The sequence below is a fragment of the Frigoribacterium sp. VKM Ac-2859 genome, assembly GCF_013204925.1.
In the GTDB taxonomy this organism is placed as follows: domain Bacteria; phylum Actinomycetota; class Actinomycetes; order Actinomycetales; family Microbacteriaceae; genus Frigoribacterium.
This window is the reverse complement of the sequence record NZ_JABMLC010000001.1, coordinates 1,345,660-1,366,950: the sequence shown is the minus strand read 5'-3', so window position 1 is coordinate 1,366,950 and position 21,291 is coordinate 1,345,660. Positions and strand designations below refer to the sequence as shown.

At 71.9% G+C, this 21,291-nt stretch carries 17 protein-coding genes; 13 read left to right on the top strand and 4 right to left on the bottom strand.

The window, feature by feature from the left end; genetic code table 11:
• Positions 1-51: 51 nt before the first annotated feature.
• Complete coding sequence (locus HQQ78_RS06330) at positions 52-840, bottom strand: DeoR/GlpR family DNA-binding transcription regulator (protein ID WP_173151643.1); 789 nt, start codon at positions 838-840, stop codon at positions 52-54.
• A gap of 306 nt (positions 841-1,146) precedes the next feature.
• Between HQQ78_RS06330 and HQQ78_RS06325 the strand changes: the two genes are divergently transcribed.
• Both HQQ78_RS06325 and HQQ78_RS06320 read left to right on the top strand, forming a co-directional pair.
• On the top strand, positions 1,147-1,461 hold the full coding sequence (locus HQQ78_RS06325) for a hypothetical protein (protein ID WP_056046878.1): 315 nt from the start codon (positions 1,147-1,149) through the stop codon (positions 1,459-1,461).
• Positions 1,462-1,980: 519 nt separating this feature from the next.
• Positions 1,981-2,805 carry a DUF817 domain-containing protein gene (locus tag HQQ78_RS06320; RefSeq protein WP_173151641.1) on the top strand — a complete coding sequence of 275 codons (825 nt, stop codon included), beginning with the start codon at positions 1,981-1,983 and terminating at the stop codon, positions 2,803-2,805.
• Between the two features lie 110 nt (positions 2,806-2,915).
• Here HQQ78_RS06320 and HQQ78_RS16360 read toward each other — a convergent pair whose 3' ends face one another.
• Entirely contained in the window at positions 2,916-4,736 is a 1,821-nt protein-coding gene (locus tag HQQ78_RS16360; RefSeq protein ID WP_173151639.1) for a GAF domain-containing protein, read from the bottom strand.
• 192 nt (positions 4,737-4,928) lie between these two features.
• On the opposite strand from HQQ78_RS16360, the gene hxlB reads away from it, so the two are divergent.
• The 10 genes from hxlB to HQQ78_RS06265 all read left to right on the top strand — a co-directional run bounded on the left by hxlB (position 4,929) and on the right by HQQ78_RS06265 (position 17,473).
• Complete coding sequence (gene hxlB, locus HQQ78_RS06310) at positions 4,929-5,558, top strand: 6-phospho-3-hexuloisomerase (RefSeq protein WP_056046874.1); 630 nt, start codon at positions 4,929-4,931, stop codon at positions 5,556-5,558.
• 630 nt (positions 5,559-6,188) lie between these two features.
• Positions 6,189-6,677, top strand: a complete 489-nt coding sequence (locus HQQ78_RS06305) for a hypothetical protein (protein ID WP_173151637.1) — start codon at positions 6,189-6,191, stop codon at positions 6,675-6,677.
• A gap of 249 nt (positions 6,678-6,926) precedes the next feature.
• The gene (locus HQQ78_RS06300) at positions 6,927-8,672 is read left to right on the top strand and encodes an ABC transporter substrate-binding protein (protein WP_173151634.1); all 1,746 of its coding nucleotides are present in this window, start codon (positions 6,927-6,929) and stop codon (positions 8,670-8,672) included.
• 4 nt (positions 8,673-8,676) lie between these two features.
• Positions 8,677-9,630, top strand: a complete 954-nt coding sequence (locus HQQ78_RS06295) for an ABC transporter permease (protein WP_056046871.1) — start codon at positions 8,677-8,679, stop codon at positions 9,628-9,630.
• The gene (locus HQQ78_RS06290; protein ID WP_236556928.1) at positions 9,627-10,514 is read left to right on the top strand and encodes an ABC transporter permease; all 888 of its coding nucleotides are present in this window, start codon (positions 9,627-9,629) and stop codon (positions 10,512-10,514) included. The genes HQQ78_RS06295 and HQQ78_RS06290 overlap by 4 nt, the downstream gene beginning before the upstream one ends.
• Before the next feature lie 7 nt (positions 10,515-10,521).
• Positions 10,522-12,447 (top strand): gamma-glutamyltransferase family protein, encoded by a 1,926-nt coding sequence (locus HQQ78_RS06285; RefSeq protein ID WP_371740374.1) that lies wholly within the window; start codon positions 10,522-10,524, stop codon positions 12,445-12,447.
• Complete coding sequence (locus HQQ78_RS06280) at positions 12,431-14,095, top strand: ABC transporter ATP-binding protein (RefSeq protein WP_173151632.1); 1,665 nt, start codon at positions 12,431-12,433, stop codon at positions 14,093-14,095. The genes HQQ78_RS06285 and HQQ78_RS06280 overlap by 17 nt, the downstream gene beginning before the upstream one ends.
• Positions 14,076-14,885 (top strand): GntR family transcriptional regulator, encoded by an 810-nt coding sequence (locus tag HQQ78_RS06275; RefSeq protein WP_371740373.1) that lies wholly within the window; start codon positions 14,076-14,078, stop codon positions 14,883-14,885. The genes HQQ78_RS06280 and HQQ78_RS06275 overlap by 20 nt, the downstream gene beginning before the upstream one ends.
• 171 nt (positions 14,886-15,056) lie before the next feature.
• Positions 15,057-16,436, top strand: coding sequence for a hemolysin family protein (locus tag HQQ78_RS06270; protein WP_173151630.1), 1,380 nt, complete (start codon positions 15,057-15,059; stop codon positions 16,434-16,436).
• Entirely contained in the window at positions 16,433-17,473 is a 1,041-nt protein-coding gene (locus HQQ78_RS06265; RefSeq protein WP_159825960.1) for a hemolysin family protein, read from the top strand. Before HQQ78_RS06270 ends, HQQ78_RS06265 begins: the two co-directional genes overlap by 4 nt.
• Before the next feature lie 73 nt (positions 17,474-17,546).
• Here HQQ78_RS06265 and HQQ78_RS06260 read toward each other — a convergent pair whose 3' ends face one another.
• Positions 17,547-18,206: a GntR family transcriptional regulator gene (locus HQQ78_RS06260; protein WP_056046860.1), complete on the bottom strand. Its 660-nt coding sequence runs from the start codon at positions 18,204-18,206 to the stop codon at positions 17,547-17,549.
• 180 nt (positions 18,207-18,386) lie between these two features.
• A complete protein-coding gene (locus HQQ78_RS06255) occupies positions 18,387-20,132 on the bottom strand; it encodes a glycerol-3-phosphate dehydrogenase/oxidase (protein ID WP_173151628.1) in 1,746 nt (581 codons plus the stop codon).
• 192 nt (positions 20,133-20,324) lie between these two features.
• Between HQQ78_RS06255 and HQQ78_RS06250 the strand changes: the two genes are divergently transcribed.
• Positions 20,325-21,224 carry a sugar-binding transcriptional regulator gene (locus tag HQQ78_RS06250; protein ID WP_254065110.1) on the top strand — a complete coding sequence of 300 codons (900 nt, stop codon included), beginning with the start codon at positions 20,325-20,327 and terminating at the stop codon, positions 21,222-21,224.
• Positions 21,225-21,291 lie beyond the last annotated feature (67 nt).

The window sequence follows — 21,291 nt, the reverse complement described above, 5'->3', positions numbered from 1 at the left end:
GGGCGGTGTCGATCGGGGCCACGACGGGGCGGGGCGTGGGGGTCGGGGCGCTCATGCGACGATCACCTCGACGTCGGCGAGCTCGAGGGCCTCGCCCAGGTCGGGCGCGGGGGGCGCGTCGGTGACCACGGTGTCGATCTCGGCCAGGCGCGCGAACCGCACCAGCGCCTCCTCGCCGTGTTTGGTCTGGTCGACCACGGCCACGACGCGGCGTCCGGCACGGACGTACGCCGACTTGACGGCACCCTCGAACTCGTCGGGGGTCGACAGGCCGAAGCCGGCGCTGACGCCGTTCGCGCCGACGAAGACGATGTCGGGGCGGAGCGCCTGGATCTGCTCGACCGTGCTGGTGCCGACGGCGGCGCTGGTCAGCCCGCGGACGCGTCCGCCGAGCAGGTGCAGGTCGACGTGGGGGCTGTGCTGCAACAGGGCCGCGATCGGGACGGCGTTGGTGATGACGGTGAGGACGGTGCCGGGCGTCGCCGGCGTCCAGCGGGCGAGTTCGGCGGCGACGGCGGCGGTGGTGGTGCCGGCGTCGAGGGCGATCGAGCCCGTGAACGTCGGCGGCACGAGGTGCGCGGCGGCCTGGGCCACCGAGGTCTTCTCGGGGCTGTGCCGGGTCTCGCGCTCGGTCAGGCTGAGTTCGCTGACGCTGGACCGGCCGGCGGCGACGGCACCGCCGTGCACGCGCTGGAGCAGGCCCGCCTGTTCGAGGGCGTCGAGGTCTCGGCGGACCGTCTCGGCCGTGACGTCGAGACGCAGGGCGAGATCGCTGACCGACACCCGACCGGCCGAGCGCAGGGCTTCGGCGATCGACTCGTGCCGTTCGGTGGCGTACATGCGACCTCCTCGTCGTCTCGCGGTGCTGCCGGCACGCGTGCTGCCGGCGTGGGCCGACTGTACGTCGCTTCCACAGAGAAAACAAGACAAATGCAGAAAAACGAAGAAGAACGCAGATCGTGCAGGCGAGGACCGAGCCATGTCCGCAATGCGCACTCTTCCCGATCTGGCTAGTTCATCTAGCAATCGGCCTGCCACAGTGGTGGACGTACCGGTTCACGGCGGTACGGGCACCGACTTCACGGGCGGTGCCGGAGTTCCAGCAGGTTCCTCAGGTGACGCAGGGTCACCAGAAATGAGAAGAACATGAACACCAGCAGCACTTCGCTCCAGGGCCTCGGCCACGAGCAACTCGTCTCCCTCGTCCGGGGAACGGTCGGTTCGGCCCGCCCCGCGGCGACCCGCCCGACCACCGGTCGCGTCGACGCGGGCCTCTACCGCCGCGACCCCCGCGTCCCGGCCGTCCGCATCGAGACCTACCCCCGTCGTCGTCGGGCGCGAGTCGCGGCCGTCGCCCTCGCTGCGCCGATCTCGGCAGCCGTCTCGGCCGTCGCCCGGGTCGACGAGCCCACCTACGCCGACTTCCTCGTGGCTGCCCCGGCCCACGCGATGTCGGCCTGAGGCGCGCGTCGTGACCTTCGCCCAGCGCATCCTCGCCGACCAGGTCGGCGACCACGTGTCGTACTTCGACACGGCCCTCGACGACACCGACGACCTCGACTGAACGGCCCGACCATGACCTCCTCACTTCCCTCGCTCGACACCCTCGTCCACCCCGACCTCCACGAGTACGTGGCCGACCGCTACCCCTTCGTGGCGGGCCTGGTGGACGACGACCAGATCTGACCGTCCCGGGCCCCGGCCCGGTGCACGACTTCGGACGGGCTGACGCCCGGCCCGTCGACGGTGCGTACCAGCGACCCGCAGCGCGGGGCGCCGACGAGCACCCCATGAGAGCCCCCTCGCCGCACGGCGAGGGGGCTCTCGCGTGTCCGCGGACGCGACCCGCGGGGGAGGCGGGTGGTCCTCGGGGCGGACGCCGCGCCTCCTCGGGGTTCGTAGCGTGGACGAGGTCGCACCCGCGGGGCGCGACGGTGCGGCCACCCGGCCCGCACCGACGACGAACCCCGAGGGGGCACGGTGTCCGCAGTCGAGGTCGTCCCGCGTCACGGTCCGGGTCGCGTCGCCCGGGCGCGCGAGTCCCTGCTCGACCTGCTGGCCTTCGGCCGCGCCCAGGCCCTCTCGTGCGCGTTCGCCGTCGCGATCTTCGCCGGGCTCGCCGTGACCCGCGTGGTCGACGTGGGCGTGCCGCGCTACGACGCGATGCTGATCTGGTGCCTGCTCGTGCAGGTCGTCCTCGTCGCGACGCGGCTCGAGACCCGGGACGAGCTGCTCGTCATCTGCGTCTTCCACGTCCTGGGCCTCGGCCTCGAGGTCTTCAAGGTCGCGATCGGCTCGTGGTCGTACCCCGAGCCCGGCGTGCTGCGCCTCGGGGACGTGCCGCTCTACAGCGGCTTCATGTACGCGGCCGTCGCGAGCTACATCTGCCAGGCGTGGCGCCGGCTGGACCTCCGCGTCGACCCCGTGCCGATGGCGGCGACCATGGCCGTCGCGGTCGGCTTCTACGTCAACTTCTTCACGAACCACTGGATCGCCGACCTGCGCTGGGTGCTGCTCGGCGTCGCCGCGCTGCTGATCGCCCGGCGGTCGGTGACCTTCCGCGTGCGGGGCGTCGACCGCCGCATGCCCCTGCTCGTGTCGTTCGCCCTCATCGGGCTGTTCATCTGGATCGCCGAGAACGCCGCGACCCTGCTCGGTGCCTGGACCTACGCCTCGCAGGTCGACGGCTGGAGCCTCGTGCACCCCAGCAAGATCGGCTCGTGGATGGTGCTCGTGATCTTCAGCTTCGTGCTCGTGCTGTGGCTGAAGCAGCGGAAGGGCGCCTCAGCGACCGTGACGGCGTGACGGCGTGACGGCGTGACGGCGTGCCGGTCGCACCACCGTCGCGTCGTCAAACCACGCTCTCGGGTGGTTCGACGACGCGGACGTGGTGCGTCCTCGCCCGCGGGTCGCGGTCAGGGGGCGGCGTGGCGCCCGACGCGCGTGGGGGCCGGGGTGGTCGGTGCGGCAGCAGCCGCGACCACGGGGACCGCACCCGCGACCGCAGCCGCGGCCGCGGGCGTAGCCGCGGGCTGGGGCGCGGCGACGACGCCCGCGGCGTCGGCCACGCCCTGTGCCAGCGCGGCCGCCTGTGGGGCGCGACCCGACACGGCCGCCGCGACCGCCGCCTCCCGGGTCTCGTACATCGTCGGCAGGTCGTGACCGCCCTCGGCCGTCTCGTAGCTCTGCAGCTCGAGTTCGGCGAGCCGGGCGAACTCGGCCAGCTTCTCGGACGACACGCTCTTCGCCTTGCGGGGCCGCGTGTTGTGCAGGCAGAAGGTGCCGATCGCCTCGCCGGACGACGAGTGGATCGGGTGCCCGGCGTAGAAGTATCCGTGGTTGAGGTCGAGGTAGGGGTTGTCCTTGAACCGGTCGTCCTTGCGGGCGTCCTCGACGATCACGGGCGCGTCGGCCGCGACGGTCACGTCGCAGAACGTCAGCTCGCGGGGGATCGAGACCGGCAGCAGCTCGGTGTTGACCGCGTAGTAGAGCTTCTTGCCGTCGAGCAGCGAGACGACCGCGACGTCGACGCCGAACTCCTTCTCGGCTCGGCGGGCGAGGTCCTGCAGGGTGTCCGACCCGCCGCTGCTCGCGAGCTCGACCAGCTTCTCGGCTCCCGACCACTCGAAGGTCGGCTCGGGCAGGGCCCGACGCGGACGGGCAGGAGGCGCGGCGTCGGTCGACGGGGTGGCCCCGGTCCCGAGAGCGGTCGCGGGTGCGTCCGCCGGGGTCGGCGCTGGTGCGTCCGCCGGGCGTGCCGACGCGGGTGCGTCCGCCGGGCGTGCCGCGACGGCCTGCTCGGCCTCGAGACGCGCGAGGTCCTGCTCGGCCTCGAGTCGGGCGACGGCCGCCCGCGCGGCCTCCAGCTGCGCGACGACCGGGTCGACCGGGGCCGGTGCGGCCACCGACGCCGCCAGTCGGGCCACCTCGAGCTGGGCGGCGACCCGCTCGGGCACGACGGGCGCGACGGACGTGCGTCCGATGTGCTCGACGGTCTCGCCGCGGCGCACGACGTCGAGGGTCGGGGCCACCCGGTCGGCGACCACGGCGCCCCACTGCCGGTACATCGTCTCGCAGCCGTGCGGGCGACCGGGCTGCAGCTCTCCCGGGGGCAGCCGGAAGTACGAGGCCGACGGGTGCTGCGCGGCGATCCGCTCGGTGATCTCGTTCATGCGGGCGGCGTGCCGGTCCGCGACCGATCCGAACGGGTTGTCGAACCGCGTGACCGAGCGCACAGGTTGCACGCCGACCAGCATGATGCGGGCGGTGGGGTGGACGCGGCGGGTCAGGTCGGTGACGAGTGTCGTCACGTCACGCTGCCATCCCTCGAGCGGGGTGAGCATGACGGCGTCGTTGAGGCCGAGCATCACGACGACCGTGTCGTACAGGCTGAGGTCGTGGTCGCCGATCCACGAACGGGCCGAACCGGCGTTCATCATCTCGTCGCCGATGTAGTCGACCGAGCAGGCGCGACCGGTGCTCTTCGAGGTCTCCTTGGCGATCTGACCCGTGAGCGCCTGCTCGTGGCTCGTCACGCCGAAGCCGTGGGTCGGACCCGTGCCGATCAGCAGCACGGTGTCGGGGTCGGGGGAGTCCGCCCGGTAGGTCGGCCGTCCGCGTGGCGAGGGCACGTGCCGGGAACGCGAGAGCGTCCACAGGTAGAACAGGCGCATGGCAGGCCTCAGCCGCTCGTAGCTGCGCGTCGGGTGCGCGGGTGTGTCGACCGTCCTGGTCACGTGGTGCTCCTCGGGTGTCTCTCGGTGTCTCGTCCCCCTGTCCCAGGCTAGGCAGCGGTCGGCAGCCGGGCTGCCCCCAGTGCGGGTCGACGGTGGCCCCCCTTCTGGTCGCACCCCCGCCCGGAGCCCGTCGCCGCGGACCGCCGGCCCGAACCTGGACGCCGGAGGCGCGGGGCGAGCAGGCTGGTACCCGTGACCCCCGCAGACAGCACGACCCCCGACGACGACCACGGTTCCGTCGCCACCGCCCTCGAGCTCGTGGCCGACGAGGTCGACGCCGCCGTCTCGGCGGTGCTCGACGCGGATGCCGGAGGCGACGACTCGTCCGACACGTCCGGCCAGCTCGACGCCTTCGCCGACCTGCTCGACGACGCCGAGCGCGTCTTCGTCCACGGTGCGGGTCGCTCGGGTCTCGCCCTCCGCATGACCGCGATGCGGTTGATGCACCTCGGGCTCGAGGTCCACGTCGTCGGCGAGGTCACGACGCCGGCGATCGCCGACGGGGACGTGCTGCTCACCGCGAGCGGCTCGGGCACGACGTCCGGCATCGTCGCCGCGGCCCGGACGGCCGTCGACGCCGGCGCGCGGGTGGCCGCCATCACCACCGCCGCCGACTCGCCGCTGGCCGACCTGGCCGAGGCCGTGCTCGTGGTGCCCGCCGCCGACAAGCAGGACCGCTCGGGAGCTGCGTCGTCGCAGTACGCCGGCGGGCTGTTCGAGCAGACCGTCGTGCTGCTCGGTGACGCCGTCTTCCACGCGCTGTGGAAGCGCTCGGGTGCCGATGCCGACGAGCTCTGGCCCCGCCACGCCAACCTCGAGTAGCCGCCCCGCGCCTCCTCGCCTCCTCGCGGCTTCTTCGCCCCGCTCTGCACGAAGTCGCACCACCGTCGAGTCGTCGAACTGCCCCGTCGGGCGGTTCGATGCCGCAGACGTGGTGTGACCTCGTCGTCGCCCTGCCTGTGGACAACCACTGGCGGGCCGCCATGTGACGGCAGTCTCTCCCTGTGATCGAACATCTGCCCCACATCATCCGGTCCGACCGGCTCGAGCACGGGCGGCGGGAGTCCGAGGCCGTGCGTCGTGGTGTCGAGCGGGGTGAGTTCGTCCGGGTGCGTCGTGGGGCAGCCGTCGACGCTGCCGCGTGGCGAGCGGCCTCCTCTCGGGATCGCCACCTGATCCTCGTCCTCGCCGTCATGCCGCGGCTCGCTTCGCGGATGGTGGTGTCTCATGCGTCGGCGGCCGCATGCTGGGAGCTGCCGGCCCTCGGTGAGTGGCCGAGCCGCGTGCACGTCGTCGACCCGGACCGCCGCACGACCCAGACGACGGCGAACGTCGTGCGGCACCCGGGACCGCTCTCCGGTGAGGAGGTGCGGTCGCTCCCTCCACTTTCCCTCACCTCTCCGGCTCGAACAGCAGCCGATCTCGCCCTCCACGTCGTCGTTCCGTGACGCGGTGGTCGCCCTCGATGCCCTCGTGCGGAGGGGGCTCGCCACCGCGGATGACGTGCGGCACGTCCTCGACGGACGTGGGTCGGCACGAGGCCTGCCGAGTGCACGCCGGGCGGTCGCCTTCGCGACGCCCGAGGCCGAATCCCCGGGGGAATCGCTGACGCGGGTCGTCCTGCACGAGCTGGGCGCGCCTCCTCCGGTGCTCCAGCAGCGTTTCACCTGGGGAGACGGCGGCCTCTTCGCCGACGTCGTCGACTTCTGGTGGCCCCGGTTCGGCGTCGTGCTCGAATTCGACGGACGGATCAAGTACGCGGAAGGGCGGTGGAAGAACGGTCGGTCGTCCGGACAAGTCGTCGTGGACGAGAAGATCCGAGAGGACCGCATCCGCAACCGGCCCGAGGTCAACGGATTCGCGCGAACGGTCTGGGACGAGTTGTCGCACCCACCCCGCCTGGCCGCGAACCTCCGCTCAGCAGGGCTGCCCTTGCCGTGACGCTCAGGTCGCACCACTTCCGAGTCGTCGAACCAACCCCGAGCGTGGTTTCGTGACGCGATCGTGGTGCGACCTCGGTGCGGGTGCGGGTGCGGGCGGGTGCGTCTCTAGGCGAGACGGGCCGGAGCCGGACCGGCCGGGCCACGTTTTACCCGCGCGAAACAATTCGTATACAAAACTGGGGCGTGCGGCAGGATTGTATGCAATCCACGCCGCGCAGACCGATACCACCCGAGCATCGGAGGCCCGATGGCCCGCCCACCCCGCCCGACCCGCGCCGCGAGCGCCGGCGCGACCCGCGCCGCGAGCGCGACCCGCGCCGCGAGCACGGCCCGCGCCGCGAGCTCCCTGGCCGGGCGTCGCCGCCTGCGTCGGGCCCTCGCGCTGCCGGCCCTCGCCGCCGCCGCGACGCTCGCCCTGACGGCCTGCGTCCCGCAGCAACCCGCCGGGACGAACCCGCCCGACAAGACCGACGTGACCACCGCGCCGATCGGCGACCGGACCATCGTCGAGGGGGGCGACCTGGTGATGGCGCTGTCCGCCGAGCCGGACGCCCTCGACCCCACCACGTCGTCGTCGCTCTACACGCGCTACGTCATGGAGACCGTGTGCCAGAAGCTGTACGACATCGACGCCGAGGGTGACCTCGTGCCGCTGCTGGCGACCGAGCTGCCGACGCTGTCGGACGGCGGCCTGACGGTCGACATCCCCGTGCGCACCGACGCCGTGTTCGCGGACGGCACCCCGTTGGACGCCCAGGCCGTCGTCACGACGCTGCGTCGTCACCTCGACAAGCCCGACTCGTCGCGGGCCAGCGAGCTCGGTCCGGTGACCGGGGTCGAGGCCCTCGACGACGACACGGTGCGCCTGACCTACGAGCGCCCCTTCGCCCCGCTCACCGCGGCCCTCGCCGACCGCGCGGGGATGATCATGTCCCCGACGGCGCTCGAGGCCGAGGGCGACGACTTCGGCGACGCCCCGGTCTGCGTGGGCCCCTTCAAGTTCGTCGACCGCGTGCCGCAGACCTCGATCTCGGTCGAGCGCGACCCCCTCTACTACGACGCCGAGGACGTGCACCTCGACTCGATCACGTACCGCATCATCACCGACGCGAGCATCCGTGCGGCGAACGTCCGTGCGGGTGACGTGCAGGTCGCCGACTCGATGTCGACGATGGACGTCGACTCCCTCATGGCGGACGACGGCCTCACGGTGCTGCAGGTCGGTTCGTTCGGCTACCAGGGCATCACCGTGAACATCGGCAACCAGGACGGCGTCGGGACCGACCCCGTCCAGATCGACACCCCCTTGGCGAGCGACGTGCGCGTCCGTCAGGCGCTGGCCATGTCGATCGACCGGGACGCGCTGGTGCAGAGCGTGTTCGGCGGGTGGAACGACACCGCCTGCTCGCCGATCCCGCCGACGAGTCCGTTCGCCACCGATGCCAGCGACGCCTGCCCGGGCTACGACCCCGAGGGGGCGAAGCGCCTCCTCGCCGAGGCGGGGGTGACGACGCCCTACGAGATCGAGATCCAGGCCAGCAACAACGCCGACACGCTGCGCCTCGCCCAGGCGTTGCAGGCCCAGGTCGCCGACGGTGGGTTCCGCCTGTCGATCACCCCGGTCGAGTACTCGACCCTGCTCGACGTCCAGTCGCGCGGCGACTTCGACGCGCTGCAGCTCGGCTGGTCGGGCCGCGTCGACCCGAACGGCAACATGGTGAACTTCCTGCGCACCGGTGGCGGCAACAACTACTCGGGCTACAGCAACCCCCGGGTCGACGAGCTGCTGGCCGACGCCGCCGCGTCCATCGACGTCGACGAGCGTGCGGCGCTCTACGGCGAGGCCGTGACGCAGGTGCAGGAGGACGAGCCGCTGATCTACCTGTACCGCACCCGCAGCCTGACCGCGCTGACGAACGAGGTCGCCGGGGTGTCCACCTACGCCGACGGCGTCGTGCGGCTCAGCAACGCCGCGTTCGTCGAGGGGGAGTGACCTGATGACCCGTTACCTGTTCACCCGGCTCTGGCAGTCGGCCGTCACGCTCGTGATCGCCTCGATCGTCGTGTTCTGGGGCGTGCGCCAGCTGCCCGGCGACCCGGCCCTGGCCCTCGCCGGAGAAGAGGCGACGCCCGAGCGCGTCGCCGCGATCCGGGCCGACCTCGGCCTCGACGACTCGCTGCTGGTGCAGTATGGCCGGTTCGTCGGCAACTTCGTCCGCGGCGACTTCGGTGAGTCCACCCGCACCGGCACCCCGGTCACCGAGCTGATCGGGGCCACCCTGCCGGTCACGCTGTGGCTCGCCCTCTACGCCATCGTCGTGGCGGTCGTCGTGGGCGTCGCCCTCGGCGTCGTCGCCGAGCGCTACCGCGGACGCTGGCCCGAGTGGATGGCCAACGCCGCCGCCCTGGTCGGTCTGTCGGTGCCGAACTTCTGGCTCGGCATCCTCGCGATCCTCTGGCTCGCGGCGGGCCTCGGCCTGTTCCCGGCGTCGGGCTACGTGCCGGTGGCCGAGAACCCGGCGAGCGCGTTCTACCACCTGACCCTGCCGGCGCTGATCCTCGGCACGAGCCTCGCCGCGGTCATCATGCGGCAGACCCGGGCCTCGATGATCGAGACGATGAAGACCGACTACGTGCGCACCGCGCGGGCCAAGGGGCTCGGGCGTGGGCGGGTGCTGATGCGCTACGGCCTGCGCAACTCGATGATCGTGGTCGTCACGATCGTCGGCCTGCAACTCGGCGGCCTGATCTCGGGCGCCGTGGTGACGGAGCGCATCTTCGCGCTGCCGGGCTTCGGCAAGCTCACGCTCGACTCGGTGTTCACCCGTGACTACCCCGTGATCCAGGCCGTCGTGCTGATCATCACGGTCGGTTACATCCTGATCAACCTGGCGGTGGACGTCCTGTACTCCGTCATCAACCCGCGCATCAGGGTAGGAGGCGCATCGTGACCGTCATCGAGACACCCACCGCCGCAGGGGCGGGCCTCGGGTCGGGGCGGGGACGCGTCTGGCGCGGCCTCGTCCGCAACAAGCTCGGCGTCACGGGCGGCGTCATGCTGCTCGTCGTGCTCGTCGCCGGCCTCGCCGCGCCCCTCATCGCCCCGTACGACCCGACCCGGGTGAACTTCGAGCTGCCGTTCCAGGTGCCGGGCACGGTCGGCTACGTACTCGGCACGGACGACCTCGGCCGCGACATCCTCTCGCGCACCGTCTACGGCATCCGCGTCTCGCTGCAGGTCGGCGTGCTGTCGGTGCTGCTGGCCGTGGTGGTCGGCACGCCCCTCGGGTTGCTGGCCGGCTACTGGCGGTGGCTCGACGGCGTGATCTCGCGCCTCACCGACGTCATGCTGGCGTTCCCGTTCCTGATCATCGCGGTGGCGCTCGCCGCGATCAGCGGTCCGAGCCTGACGAACGCGGTGGTCGCCCTCGGCATCGCGCAGGTGCCGACGATGATCCGCGTGGTGCGCGGCGAGACGCTCCGGATCAAGTCGACCGACTTCGTCCTCGCCGCGACGACCATGGACGCCTCGGGGCTGCGGGTGATCTTCCAGCACGTCCTGCCGAACTGCGTCTCGGCGATCATCGTCCAGGCGACGGTCATCATGCCGGTCGCCGTGATCGGCGAGGCCCTCCTGTCGTTCCTCGGGCTGGGCATCCAGCCGCCGACGGCCAGCCTCGGCATCATGCTCAGCGACGCGCAGCAGTACCTAGCCAAGGCGCCCTTCGCGGCCGTCGTGCCGGGTCTCGCGATCGCCGTGATCTGCCTCGGCTTCAACCTGTTCGGCGACGCCCTGCGCGACGCCCTCGACCCCACCGCCAGCGACCGGAAGTGACCCCCTCGTGACCTACACCACCCCCGACGAGTTCGTCACCCGCCCCGACCTGCGCGGCACCTTCGGCATGACGTCGTCGACGCACTGGCTGGCGACGGCCTCGGCCCAGTCGGTCCTCGAGCGCGGCGGCAACGCCTTCGACGCGGCCGTCGCGGGCGCCTTCGTCCTGCACGTCGTCGAGCCGCACCTCAACGGTCCCGGCGGCGACCTCACGGCGATCTACGCGACGGCCGAGGCCCCCGACGCGCCGACCGTGCTCGTCGGCCAGGGCCCCGCCCCGGCCGGGGCCACCCGCGAGCACTACCTGGCCGAGGGCCTCGAGCTCGTCCCCGGGTCGGGAGCCCTCGCGGCCGCCGTCCCCGGTGCCGTCGACGCCTGGCTGAAGCTGCTGGCCGAGCACGGCACCTGGTCCCTGGCCGACGTCCTGGCCTACGCGATCGGCTACGCCCGCGACGGCCACCCGATCGTGGCGCGCGTGGCGTCGACCATCGAGACCGTCGCCGACCTGTTCACCGAGCACTGGCCCACGTCCGCCGCCCAGTGGATGCCGGGCGGCGAGGTGCCGCGCGAGGGCGACCTGCTGACGAACCCGGCCTACGCGGCCGTCCTCGACGAGCTGGTCGCGGCGGGCGAGGCCCTCGGCCCCGACGCGTCCCGCGAGTCGAAGATCGAGGAGGCGCGGGTCGAGTGGGGCAGCGGACACGTCGCGCAGGCGATCGACGCGTTCGTCCGCACTCCGCACCGTCATTCGTCGGGCACCGACCACGCGGGCGTGGTCACGGCCGCCGACCTCGCCGCCTTCCGGGCCACGACCGAGCTGGCGACCACGATCGAGTTCCGCGGCCACACCGTCGCCAAGACCGGCGCCTGGGGTCAGGGTCCCGCCCTGCTGCAGGTGCTGGCGCTGCTCGAGCCGCTCGACGACGCCCTGCTCGACCCGTCGACCGCCGACGGCGCCCACACCATCGTCGAGGCACAGAAGCTCGCGATGGCCGATCGCGAGGCCTGGTACGGCCCCGGGGACGTGCCCCTCGACGTGCTGTTGTCCGCGGACTACGCCGACCGGCGCCGCGCGCTGATCGGCGAGCGGGCGTCGCACGAGCTGCGACCGGGCGACGTCCCGGGGCGCGAACCGTTCGCCCTGCCCACGATGCGCACCGAGTACCTGCCACCCGCGCTCAGCGAGGCACCGGCCGGCGTCGGCGAGCCCACCGTCGCCGCCCCCGGTCGGGCACCGGTTCGCGCCGACGCAGCCGACGCAGCGACCGAGGACGCCCCGCCGACCGCCACCGCGCCTCCTGCCGACCGTCTGGCCGAGCCGTTCACCGAGCCCACCGGCGAGACGCGCGGCGACACCTGCCACCTCGATGTCGTCGACCGCTGGGGCAACGTCGTGTCGGCGACCCCGTCGGGCGGCTGGTTGCAGTCGTCGCCGACGATCCCCGAGCTCGGCTTCTGCCTCGGCAGCCGGCTGCAGATGTCGTGGCTCGACGAGGGCACGGCGTCGACGCTCGCGCCCGGCACCCGCCCGCGCACCACGCTGACGCCCACGCTCGTCCTGAAGGACGGCGAGCCCGTCGTCGCGCTCGGTTCGCCCGGCGGCGACCAGCAGGACCAGTGGCAGCTGCTCTACCTGCTGCGCACGATCGTCGGCGGCTACACCCCGCAGCAGGCCATCGACGCCCCGGCCCTGCACACCACGTCGTTCCCTGGCAGCTTCTGGCCGCGCACCTGGGAGCCCGGAGGCGTCGTGGTCGAGGACCGCCTGGGCGACGACGTCATCGACGCGCTGGTCGCCCGCGGCCACGTCGTCACCCGCGCCGGCGGTTGGTCCCTGGGCCGGCTGTCCAGCGTGTCGCGAGACCCCGAGACCGGCGTGCTCTCCGCCGCCGCCAACCCCCGAGGAGCCCAGGCCTATGCCGCAGGACGCTGAGAACCCGACCTCCCCCCTGCTGAGCGTGCGCGACCTCCGCGTCTCGTTCGGCGACACCCCCGCCGTCCACGGCGTCGACCTCGACGTCCTGCCGGGCGAGCGGGTGGCGATCGTCGGCCAGTCCGGCTCGGGCAAGTCGACGGTGGTCGCCGCCATCCTGCGCCTGCTGCCCGGGGCCGGCCACATCACGGGCGGCACGATGGAGCTGGCGGGGCCCGACGGCGGCACCCTCGACCTCGCGCAGGCGACCGAGGCCCCCATGCGTCAGGTGCGCGGCGCCCGGATCGGCCTCGTGCCGCAGGACCCGTCCACCAACCTGAACCCGTCGATGAAGGTCGGCGCGCAGATCGCCGACGCGCTGCGCACCCACGGCCTCCGCGGACACGACGAGGTCCAGCGCCGCGTCGTCGCGCTGATGAGCGAGGCGGGCATCCCCGAGGCCGAGCGCCGGGCGGGGCAGTTCCCCCACGAGTTCTCGGGCGGCATGCGCCAGCGCGTGCTCATCGCGATCGCCCTGGCCCGGGAGCCGCAGCTGCTCATCGCCGACGAGCCGACCAGCGCGCTCGACGTGACGGTGCAGCGGCAGATCCTGAACCACCTTCAGACGCTGGTCGAGAGCCGTGGCACCTCCCTGCTCTTCATCACCCACGACCTGGGGCTCGCCGCCGACCGCACCGACCGCATCGTCGTGATGCTCGAGGGACGCGTCGTCGAGCAGGGCACGCCCGAGCAGATCCTGCGTCGCCCCCAGCACGAGTACACGAAGCGCCTCGTCGCGGCGGCGCCGACGCTGGCCTCGGCCACCGCCCTCCGCCGCGGCGAGGCCGTCCTCGACGAGGCGACGGACGCGAAGGAGGCGCGGGTCGACCCGATCCTGACCGTCACCGACCTGGTCAAGGAGTTCCGCCTCCGTGGTCGCCGTGGCGAGCAGGTGCGGGCCGTCGACCACGTCTCGTTCGAGGTGCCGCGCGGCACCACGACGGCGATCGTGGGGGAGTCCGGTTCGGGCAAGACGACCGTGGCCCGCATCGTGCTCGGCCTCGAGTCGGCGACGAGCGGGTCGGCCCTGATCGACGGCGAGAGCATCACGACGAGCCGCGGTGCGTCCCGTCGCGCGCTTCGTCGCCGGGTGCAGCCCGTCTTCCAGGACCCCTACGGTTCGCTCGACCCGACCTCCAGCGTCGAGCGGCTGATCGACGAGCCGTTGCGCATCTTCGGCGTCGGCGACCGTGCCTCGCGTCGGCACCGGGTCGCCGAGCTGCTCGACCAGGTCGCCCTGCCGCGGTCGGTCGCGCAGAGCCGTCCGAACGAGTTGTCCGGCGGGCAGCGTCAGCGCGTGGCCATCGCCCGGGCGCTGGCGCTCGAGCCCGAGCTGCTCATCTGCGACGAGGCCGTCTCGGCGCTCGACGTGCTCGTCCAGGAGCAGATCCTCGAGCTGCTCGGCGACCTGCAGCGTCGGCTCGGCCTCAGCTACCTGTTCATCACGCACGACCTGGCGGTCGTGAGGCAGATCGCGCACGACGTGGTGGTGATGCGCAAGGGTGCCGTGGTCGAGCGCGGTAGCGTCGACGACATCTTCTTGTCGCCCCGTGCCGAGTACACGACCGAACTGTTGGGAGCCATCCCCGGTGCCAGCCTCGCCCTCTGAGGGCCCGACGCCCGTCGTCCTCGTCGACGCCCTGCGTCGCGAGATCGTCGAGGGCGCCCTCGTGCCGGGGACGCGCATCACCGAGGCGTCGGTCGCCCGCCGCCACGGGGTCTCGCGCGTCCCGGTGCGCGAGGCGCTGCGTGCGCTGGAGGCCGAGGGGTTCGTCGAGTCGACGCCTCACGTGGGCAGCCGGGTCGCGGCGATCCCGGTCGACGAGGCCGACGACCTCTTCGCCGTCCGCGAGGCCCTCGAGATCTCGACCGCGCGACGCGCCGCCCTGCGGGCGCGCGAGCTGTTCGGCGAGCCGCGCCCGCCCGAGGACTGGTGGCGCACGCGGCGCGTGCTCGGCCAGCTGCTCGACGACGGGGACGCCGCCGTCGAGGCCGGCGACCTCGACCGTCTCGTCGAGCTCAACGACCGGTTCCACGTGGGCGTGGCGCAGCTGAGCGGGAGCGCCACCCTGGCCACCCTGCTGCGCCAGCTGTCGAACAAGATCGAGTGGCTGTACGCCCTCGACACCTTCTCGCGAGGCAAGCGGCTCTGGCCCGACCACCGACGCATCCTCGCGGCGATCGACGCCGGCGACGAGGCCGGGGCCGCCGAGCTGATGGGCTGGCACGTGCGCGAGTCGCGCATCGGGTTCCTCGCCCGCACCGAGCCGGCCGACCGCGTGGCCGACCTGCGGGCCACGCCGCCCGCCCTGCCGCCGACCATCCCGACGCCCACGATCTCGACGCCCGAGGCCCCCACGCCGACCACCTCGACGACGGCGGCGGCCCCTCCGGCCTGACCCGCGCCTCCTCGGCTCGAGGGCGGGTCGACTGCACCGACTGCACGTTCTCAGGCATCGGTCGGGGGATCTGCTTACTGTTCTCGGTCATGGACGAACCCCCCTCTCACATGCCCTGGCCTCTCCCACGCCTGACCGCACACGCGGTCGTCACAGACGGGGAGGGGCGACATGAATGACTGGGTCATGGTCGGCATCGGCCTCGTGCTCACCGTCGGCACCGGCTTCTTCGTCGCGTCCGAGTTCTCGCTGGTCAACCTCGACCGGAACGAGTTGGAGGCGCGGCGCGACCGGGGCGAGAAACGCCTCGGTCCCACGATCAAGGCGTTGCGCATCACCTCGACGCACCTCTCCGGTGCGCAACTCGGCATCACGCTGACGACCCTGCTCACCGGGTACACCTTCGAGCCCGCCATCAGTTCGATGCTGAGCGGTCCGCTCGGCTCGCTCGGCGTGCCCGCCGCGGCCGTCCCGGTCGTCGGCAGCGTCGCGGGGATCGTGCTCGCGACCCTCTTCTCGATGGTCGTCGGCGAGCTCGTGCCGAAGAACTTCGCCCTCGCGCTGCCGCTCGCCACCGCGAAGTTCGTCGTGCCGTTCCAGGCCGCGTTCACCACGGTGTTCAAGCCGCTCATCCTGCTCTTCAACAACACCGCCAACGCGGCCATCCGCGCCATGGGCATCGAGCCCAAAGAAGAGCTGTCGGGTGCGCGCTCGGCCGAAGAGCTGAGTTCGCTCGTGCGCCGGTCGGCCCTCGAGGGCCAGCTCGACCAGGACCACGCGACCCTGCTGGGTCGTACCCTGCGCTTCTCGCAGCACGACGCCTCCGAGGTGATGACGCCGCGCGTCCGCATGACGACCATCGCGTCGACCGGCTCGGCCGCCGACGTCGTCGAGGCCGCCCTGACCTCGGGCTTCTCGCGGTTCCCCGTGATCGGTGACGACAGCGACGACATCGTCGGGGTCGTGCACGTGAAGCACGCGTTCGCGGTCCCGCTCGCCGGGCGCGCCTCCGTCGTCGCGACCGCCCTCATGCAGGAGGCGCGCTTCGTGCCCGAGAGCATGGGCACCGACTCGCTGCTCGGCCTGCTGCGCCACGGCGGCCTGCAGATGGCCGTGGTGCGTGACGAGTTCGGCGGCACCGCCGGCCTCGTCACGCTCGAGGACGTCGTCGAAGAGCTCGTCGGCGAGCTCGAGGACGAGCACGACCGGGCCCGCGTGGGCATCGTGCGCCAGGCCGGCACCGTGCTCTTCGACGGTGCCCTCCGGCCCGACGAGCTGGCCGACCGGGCGGGCATCCGCGTGCCCGACGACGGCGACTACGAGACGGTGGCCGGGTTCGTCATCGACCGGCTCGACCGCCTGCCCGAGGTCGGCGACGAGGTCGCCCTCGAGAGCGGCAGCGGCAGCCTGCGGGTCGAACGCGTCGCGAACGGACGCCTGGAACGCCTGCGTTTCGTGCCGGCCCCACCTGACGGCGGCCTCGATGCCGCCGCACCCACGACCGAGCACGACCGCGTGGTCGCCTCGCTGACCGAAGGGGTCGACCGATGAACGAGTACCTGCCCGGAATCGTCTGGCTGGTCGTGCTGCTGATCGTCAACGGATTCTTCGTCGGCGCCGAGTTCGCCGTCATCTCGGCACGCCGCTCGCAGATCGAGCCGCGTGCCGAGGCCGGCAGCAAGGCCGCGAAGAAGACCCTGTGGGCGATGGAACACGCGACGCTCATGCTGGCCACCAGCCAGTTGGGCATCACCGTCTGCTCGCTGGTCATCTTGAACGTCTCGGAGCCGGCGATCCACCACCTGCTCGAGATCCCGCTCGGTCTCACCAGCCTCTCGGCCGAGGCGATCGGCGTCGTCGCGTTCGTCGTGGCGCTCGTGCTCGTCACGTTCTTGCACGTGGTCGTCGGAGAGATGATCCCGAAGAACCTGTCGTTCTCGGTGCCCGACCGGGCGGCGCTCATCCTGGCGCCCCCGCTCGTCTTCGTGGCGACGGTCTTCAAGCCGGTCATCTGGTCGCTCAACGCGATCGCCAACGGCGTGCTGAGGCTCTTCCGGGTCGAGCCGAAGGACGAGGCGACGAGCTCGTACACGCTCGACGAGGTCGCCACGATCGTCCAGCAGTCGACCCGCGAGGGCACGCTGACGGACTCGTCGGGCACCCTGTCGGCGGCGTTCGAGTTCACCACCCGCAAGGTGCGCGACGTCGAGGTGCCCCTCGACGAGATGGTGCACCTGGCGCCGGGGTCGACTCCGGCCGACGTGCAGCGCGCCGTGGCGGCCCGGGGGTACTCGCGGTACGTGCTCACCGACGGAGACGGCCAGCCCACGGGCTACCTGCACCTCAAGGACGTCATGGACCTCACCGGCGACGGGGCCTTCGAGGCACCCGTGCCCGAGAAGCGCATCCGCCGCCTGGGCGCCGTGGGCCGCGACACCGACCTCGAGGACGCCCTGGCCTCGATGCGCCGGGTCGGCGCGCACGTCGCCCGCTCCGTCTCGGCCGAGGGCGTCACCACCGGCGTGCTGTTCCTGGAGGACATCATCGAAGAACTCGTCGGCGAGGTCGACGACGTCACGGCGGTCTGACGGACCGAAGGACGGTCGGCCGTACGCGCCCGGTCGGCCGCGCCCGCCCGCCCGGTCGGCCGCGCCCGCCCGCTCAGGCGACGGGGCGCTGGCCGGGCAGGGCGTGCAGGTCCTCGGCGGCGAGTTCGGCGGCGATGGGGTCACCGGCCTCGGTCGCCTCGCGCAGGGCGGCGAACGAGTCGGCCATCGAGTCCCACTGCAGCACCTGCACGATGTTCGGCACGCGCAGTTTGTAGGCGAGGCCGTCGGTGACGTCGGTGCAGACCTTGACCAGTGACGGATTGCCGCAGTGGTCGACGTAGGTCGAGAAGAGCGCGATGGCGTGGGCGTTCAACGCCGGGGCGTCTTCACGGTCGAGGTCGCCGAGGCAGACGTCGATGGCCCGCACGATCTCTCGCTTGACGGCGTCCGGCAGGTTCGGGACGGCCAGCCGGACGGCGCCGCCGAAGAGCACGCCCAGGGTCTGGACCGCCTGGACGGCTTCTTCGGCCTTCGGCGTCGCGACCTTCGTGTAGCGGTTCGGTGCCATCTCGACGAGGCCGGCGCGCACGAGGTCGCCGAGTGCCTCGCGGATCGGGGTGCGCGACACCTGCAGCCAGGCGATCAGCTCGTCGTCGTGCAGGCGTTCGCCCGGTTCGAGCGTGCCGTCGATGATCGCGTCACGGATGCGGCTGCGGACCGTGTCGCGCAGCAACTGTCGTTCGGCGGCAGGGGGAGTGACGGGAATCGGCATGCGGCCTCCTAGATCCTCACGGGCGTCTGCCCGGCCAGCATCCTAATACGGAAACGTCACATTTTGCCCGATGGGCAGCGAAGTCGACATGTCAATGTCAGGTCACGAGATCCCCGGCGAGGACGACGAAGCCCCGCCCCTCGGAGTGAGGGGCGGGGCTTCTCGATCGGGTCGGTGTCGTCAGTTCGTCGCCGCGGCGGGGGTCGCCGCAGGCACGTGCTGCGAGTGGACCTCGACGCCGTGCGAGTCGCGCAGGGTCGTCAGGGTCTGCTCGATCTCGTCGTCGCGCTGCTCGGTCGTCCATCCGAGCGAGCGGGCCATGACGTCCGCGATCTCGGTGAGCAACTCGATGGTGACGCCCCCGACGAACGCGAGGTTCGTGCGGCGCAGGACGACGTCGGCCAGGTGGACGGCGTCCTCGTGCTCGGCGAAGTAGGCGATCTCGGCCGTGGTCAGCGTCGAGTCGGCCTCGAGGGCCTGCGACGGCTGGTCGAGCAGCACTTCGATGACGTCGGAGGCGCGGGTGCCGTAGCGGGTGAGCAGACGGTCGACCTGGTCACGGTCGAGCCCGTCGGCGTGGGCCGCGACCCAGGTGGTGCGGGCGCCCTCGGTGGTGGGGAAGTCCTTGCCGCCGCCGATCGCCATGCCGGTGGTGTCGACCGTGCGCTTCACGCCGAGCTTCGTCGTCGCCTCGGTGGAGAGGTGCGCCGACAGGGCACGGAAGGTGGTCCACTTGCCGCCGACCAGGCTGAGGACGGCCGTGCCGGGCAGCTCGGCGACCTCGGTCTCGACGATGCGGTAGTCGCGCGACACGAAGCCCGCGGCGAGGTCGTCGTGCTTGGGCAGGGGGCGGACGCCCGAGTAGCGGTAGACGATGTGGTCGCGGTTGAGCTCGATGTCGGGGTAGACGTGCTTCACCAGGTCGAAGAAGTAGTCGACCTCTTCTTCGGTGCAGACGGCCGGCTCGGCCATGTCGGCCTCGAGGTCGGTCGTGCCGATGAGCACGCGACCCTTGAGCGGGTAGATCAGGACGATGCGGCCGTCGTTGTTCTCGAAGAAGATCTCGCGACCGTTCGTGGCCTCGAGCAACTCGGGGCTGTCGACGACGATGTGCGACCCCTTGGTGCCGCCCATGTACTGCGACTCGGCGCCGAAGGCCTTGTTGGTGAGGTCGGTCCAGGGGCCCGACGCGTTGATGACGACGTCGGCCTTCACCGTGAACTCGGTCCCGCTGACGACGTCGCGCAGGGTCACGCCGCCGTCGGCGGTCCCGACGGCCTCGAGGTAGTTGGCGCTGCGGGCGTTGTCGCCGGCGGCCAGGCCGTCCTTCAGCACGTCGAGCGCGAGGCGCTCGGGCTCATGCACCGACGCGTCGTAGTAGGTGCCCGTGTACTTGAGGGCCCTGTTGAGGTGCGGCATCTCGGCCAGCGCCTTCTTGCGCCCGAGGAACTTGTGACGGGGCACCGAGCCGCCGTCACGCGAGAACGAGTCGTACATGGTCATGCCGACCTTGATCAGCAGTGCGCCGCGCTCCTTCGTGGAGCGCTGCTTGTGCGTCAGCATGCGCAAGGGGGCGTTCATGATGCCGCTGAACGTCGAGAAGATCGGCATCGTGGTCTGCAGCGGCTTGACGTAGTGCGGAGCGATCTTCAGCAGGCCGTTGCGCTCTTCGACGCTCTCGCGGACGAGGCGGAACTCGCCGTTCTCGAGGTAGCGGATGCCGCCGTGGATCATGTGGGACGACGCGGCGGACGCGCCGGACGCGTAGTCGGCCCGTTCGACGAGCACGACGTCGACGCCCTGGAGGGCGAGGTCGCGGAAGGTCGCGATGCCGTTGATGCCACCGCCGACGACGAGCACCTGTGCCGTCGGGCGGTCGACGATGCGCTGCACGTTGGGACGGATCGAGTCTGTCTTCTTCGACATGGTCACTGCTTCTTTCGAGATGCGATGTCAGGTGGTGGTGACCGACTCGTCCTGCGGGCCGGTAGATTCATCGTCGTCCCGATGCACACAAGGTGCAACGTATCTGCACGAACGTGCAAGGAGGTCCCGTTGGTCGCTGGCGACACGTCCGAACGCACGCAGGAGGCCCTGCGCGCCGCGCACCTCTACTACATGCAGGACCTCACGATGGAGGCGATCGCGCACGAACTGCAGACGTCCCGCTCGTCGGTGTCGCGCCTCCTGAAGGCGGCACGCGAGACGGGCCTCGTCGACATCCAGATCAAGTCCCCGCTCGACCAGCCGACGGCCGTGGGCGACGGGCTGCACCGGCGGTTCGGCGTGGTCGCGCACGTGGTCCCGGTGCCCGACCAGACCAGCGACGTCGACCGGCTCGACCGGGTCGCGCTGTCGGCTGCACGAACGCTCACCCAGTACGTCGACTCGAACATGGTCGTCGGCGTCGCCTGGGGCTCCACCGTCAGTGCGGTCAGCCGGTACCTGGTGCCCAAGACCACGCACAACACCGTCTTCGTCCAGCTCAACGGTGCGGCGAACACCCGCACGACCGGCATCGAGTACGCCAGCGAGATCCTGCGTCGGTTCGGCCACGCGTACGGCGCCCTGATCCAGCAGTTCCCCGTGCCCGCGTTCTTCGACGACCCCGGCACCAAGAGCGCCCTGTGGCGGGAGCGCAGCACCCGACGCGTCCTCTCGCTGCAGGGCGCCATGGACCTCGTCGTCTTCGGCGTCGGCTCGCGCGAGGCACACGTCCCGAGCCACGTCTACTCAGGTGGTTACCTCGAGCAGAGCGACCACGACAGCCTGGCCCACGACCACGTGGTGGGCGACGTCGCGACCGTGTTCTTCCGCGAGGACGGCTCGTCGGCCGACATCGAGCTCAACCGGCGCGCGACCGGGCCCGACCTGGCGACCATCCGACGCACGCCGCGTCGCGTCTGCGTCGTCGCGGGGGAGGCCAAGGTGGTCAGCGTCCGAGGTGCGCTCGCCGCGGGCCTGGTCACCGACCTCATCCTCGACGAGGGGACCGCCAGGGCGCTCCTGGCCAGCTGATCGGGAGGGGCCGCGGTCCGGAGGCGCGGGTGGGGTACACCGAGCCAGCCACGACCCAGCCCGCCCG

What these genes read in the sequence shown, in the direction of transcription:
- HQQ78_RS06255 (WP_173151628.1), bottom strand. Translation starts at nt 20,132, where the DNA reads ATGTCGAAGAAGACAGACTCGATCCGTCCCAACGTGCAGCGCATCGTC.
- HQQ78_RS06295 (WP_056046871.1), top strand. Translation starts at nt 8,677, where the DNA reads ATGACCCGTTACCTGTTCACCCGGCTCTGGCAGTCGGCCGTCACGCTC.
- HQQ78_RS06300 (WP_173151634.1), top strand. Translation starts at nt 6,927, where the DNA reads ATGGCCCGCCCACCCCGCCCGACCCGCGCCGCGAGCGCCGGCGCGACC.
- HQQ78_RS06280 (WP_173151632.1), top strand. Translation starts at nt 12,431, where the DNA reads ATGCCGCAGGACGCTGAGAACCCGACCTCCCCCCTGCTGAGCGTGCGC.
- HQQ78_RS06325 (WP_056046878.1), top strand. Translation starts at nt 1,147, where the DNA reads ATGAACACCAGCAGCACTTCGCTCCAGGGCCTCGGCCACGAGCAACTC.
- HQQ78_RS06265 (WP_159825960.1), top strand. Translation starts at nt 16,433, where the DNA reads ATGAACGAGTACCTGCCCGGAATCGTCTGGCTGGTCGTGCTGCTGATC.
- HQQ78_RS06250 (WP_254065110.1), top strand. Translation starts at nt 20,325, where the DNA reads ATGCAGGACCTCACGATGGAGGCGATCGCGCACGAACTGCAGACGTCC.
- HQQ78_RS06270 (WP_173151630.1), top strand. Translation starts at nt 15,057, where the DNA reads ATGAATGACTGGGTCATGGTCGGCATCGGCCTCGTGCTCACCGTCGGC.
- HQQ78_RS06260 (WP_056046860.1), bottom strand. Translation starts at nt 18,206, where the DNA reads ATGCCGATTCCCGTCACTCCCCCTGCCGCCGAACGACAGTTGCTGCGC.
- HQQ78_RS06330 (WP_173151643.1), bottom strand. Translation starts at nt 840, where the DNA reads ATGTACGCCACCGAACGGCACGAGTCGATCGCCGAAGCCCTGCGCTCG.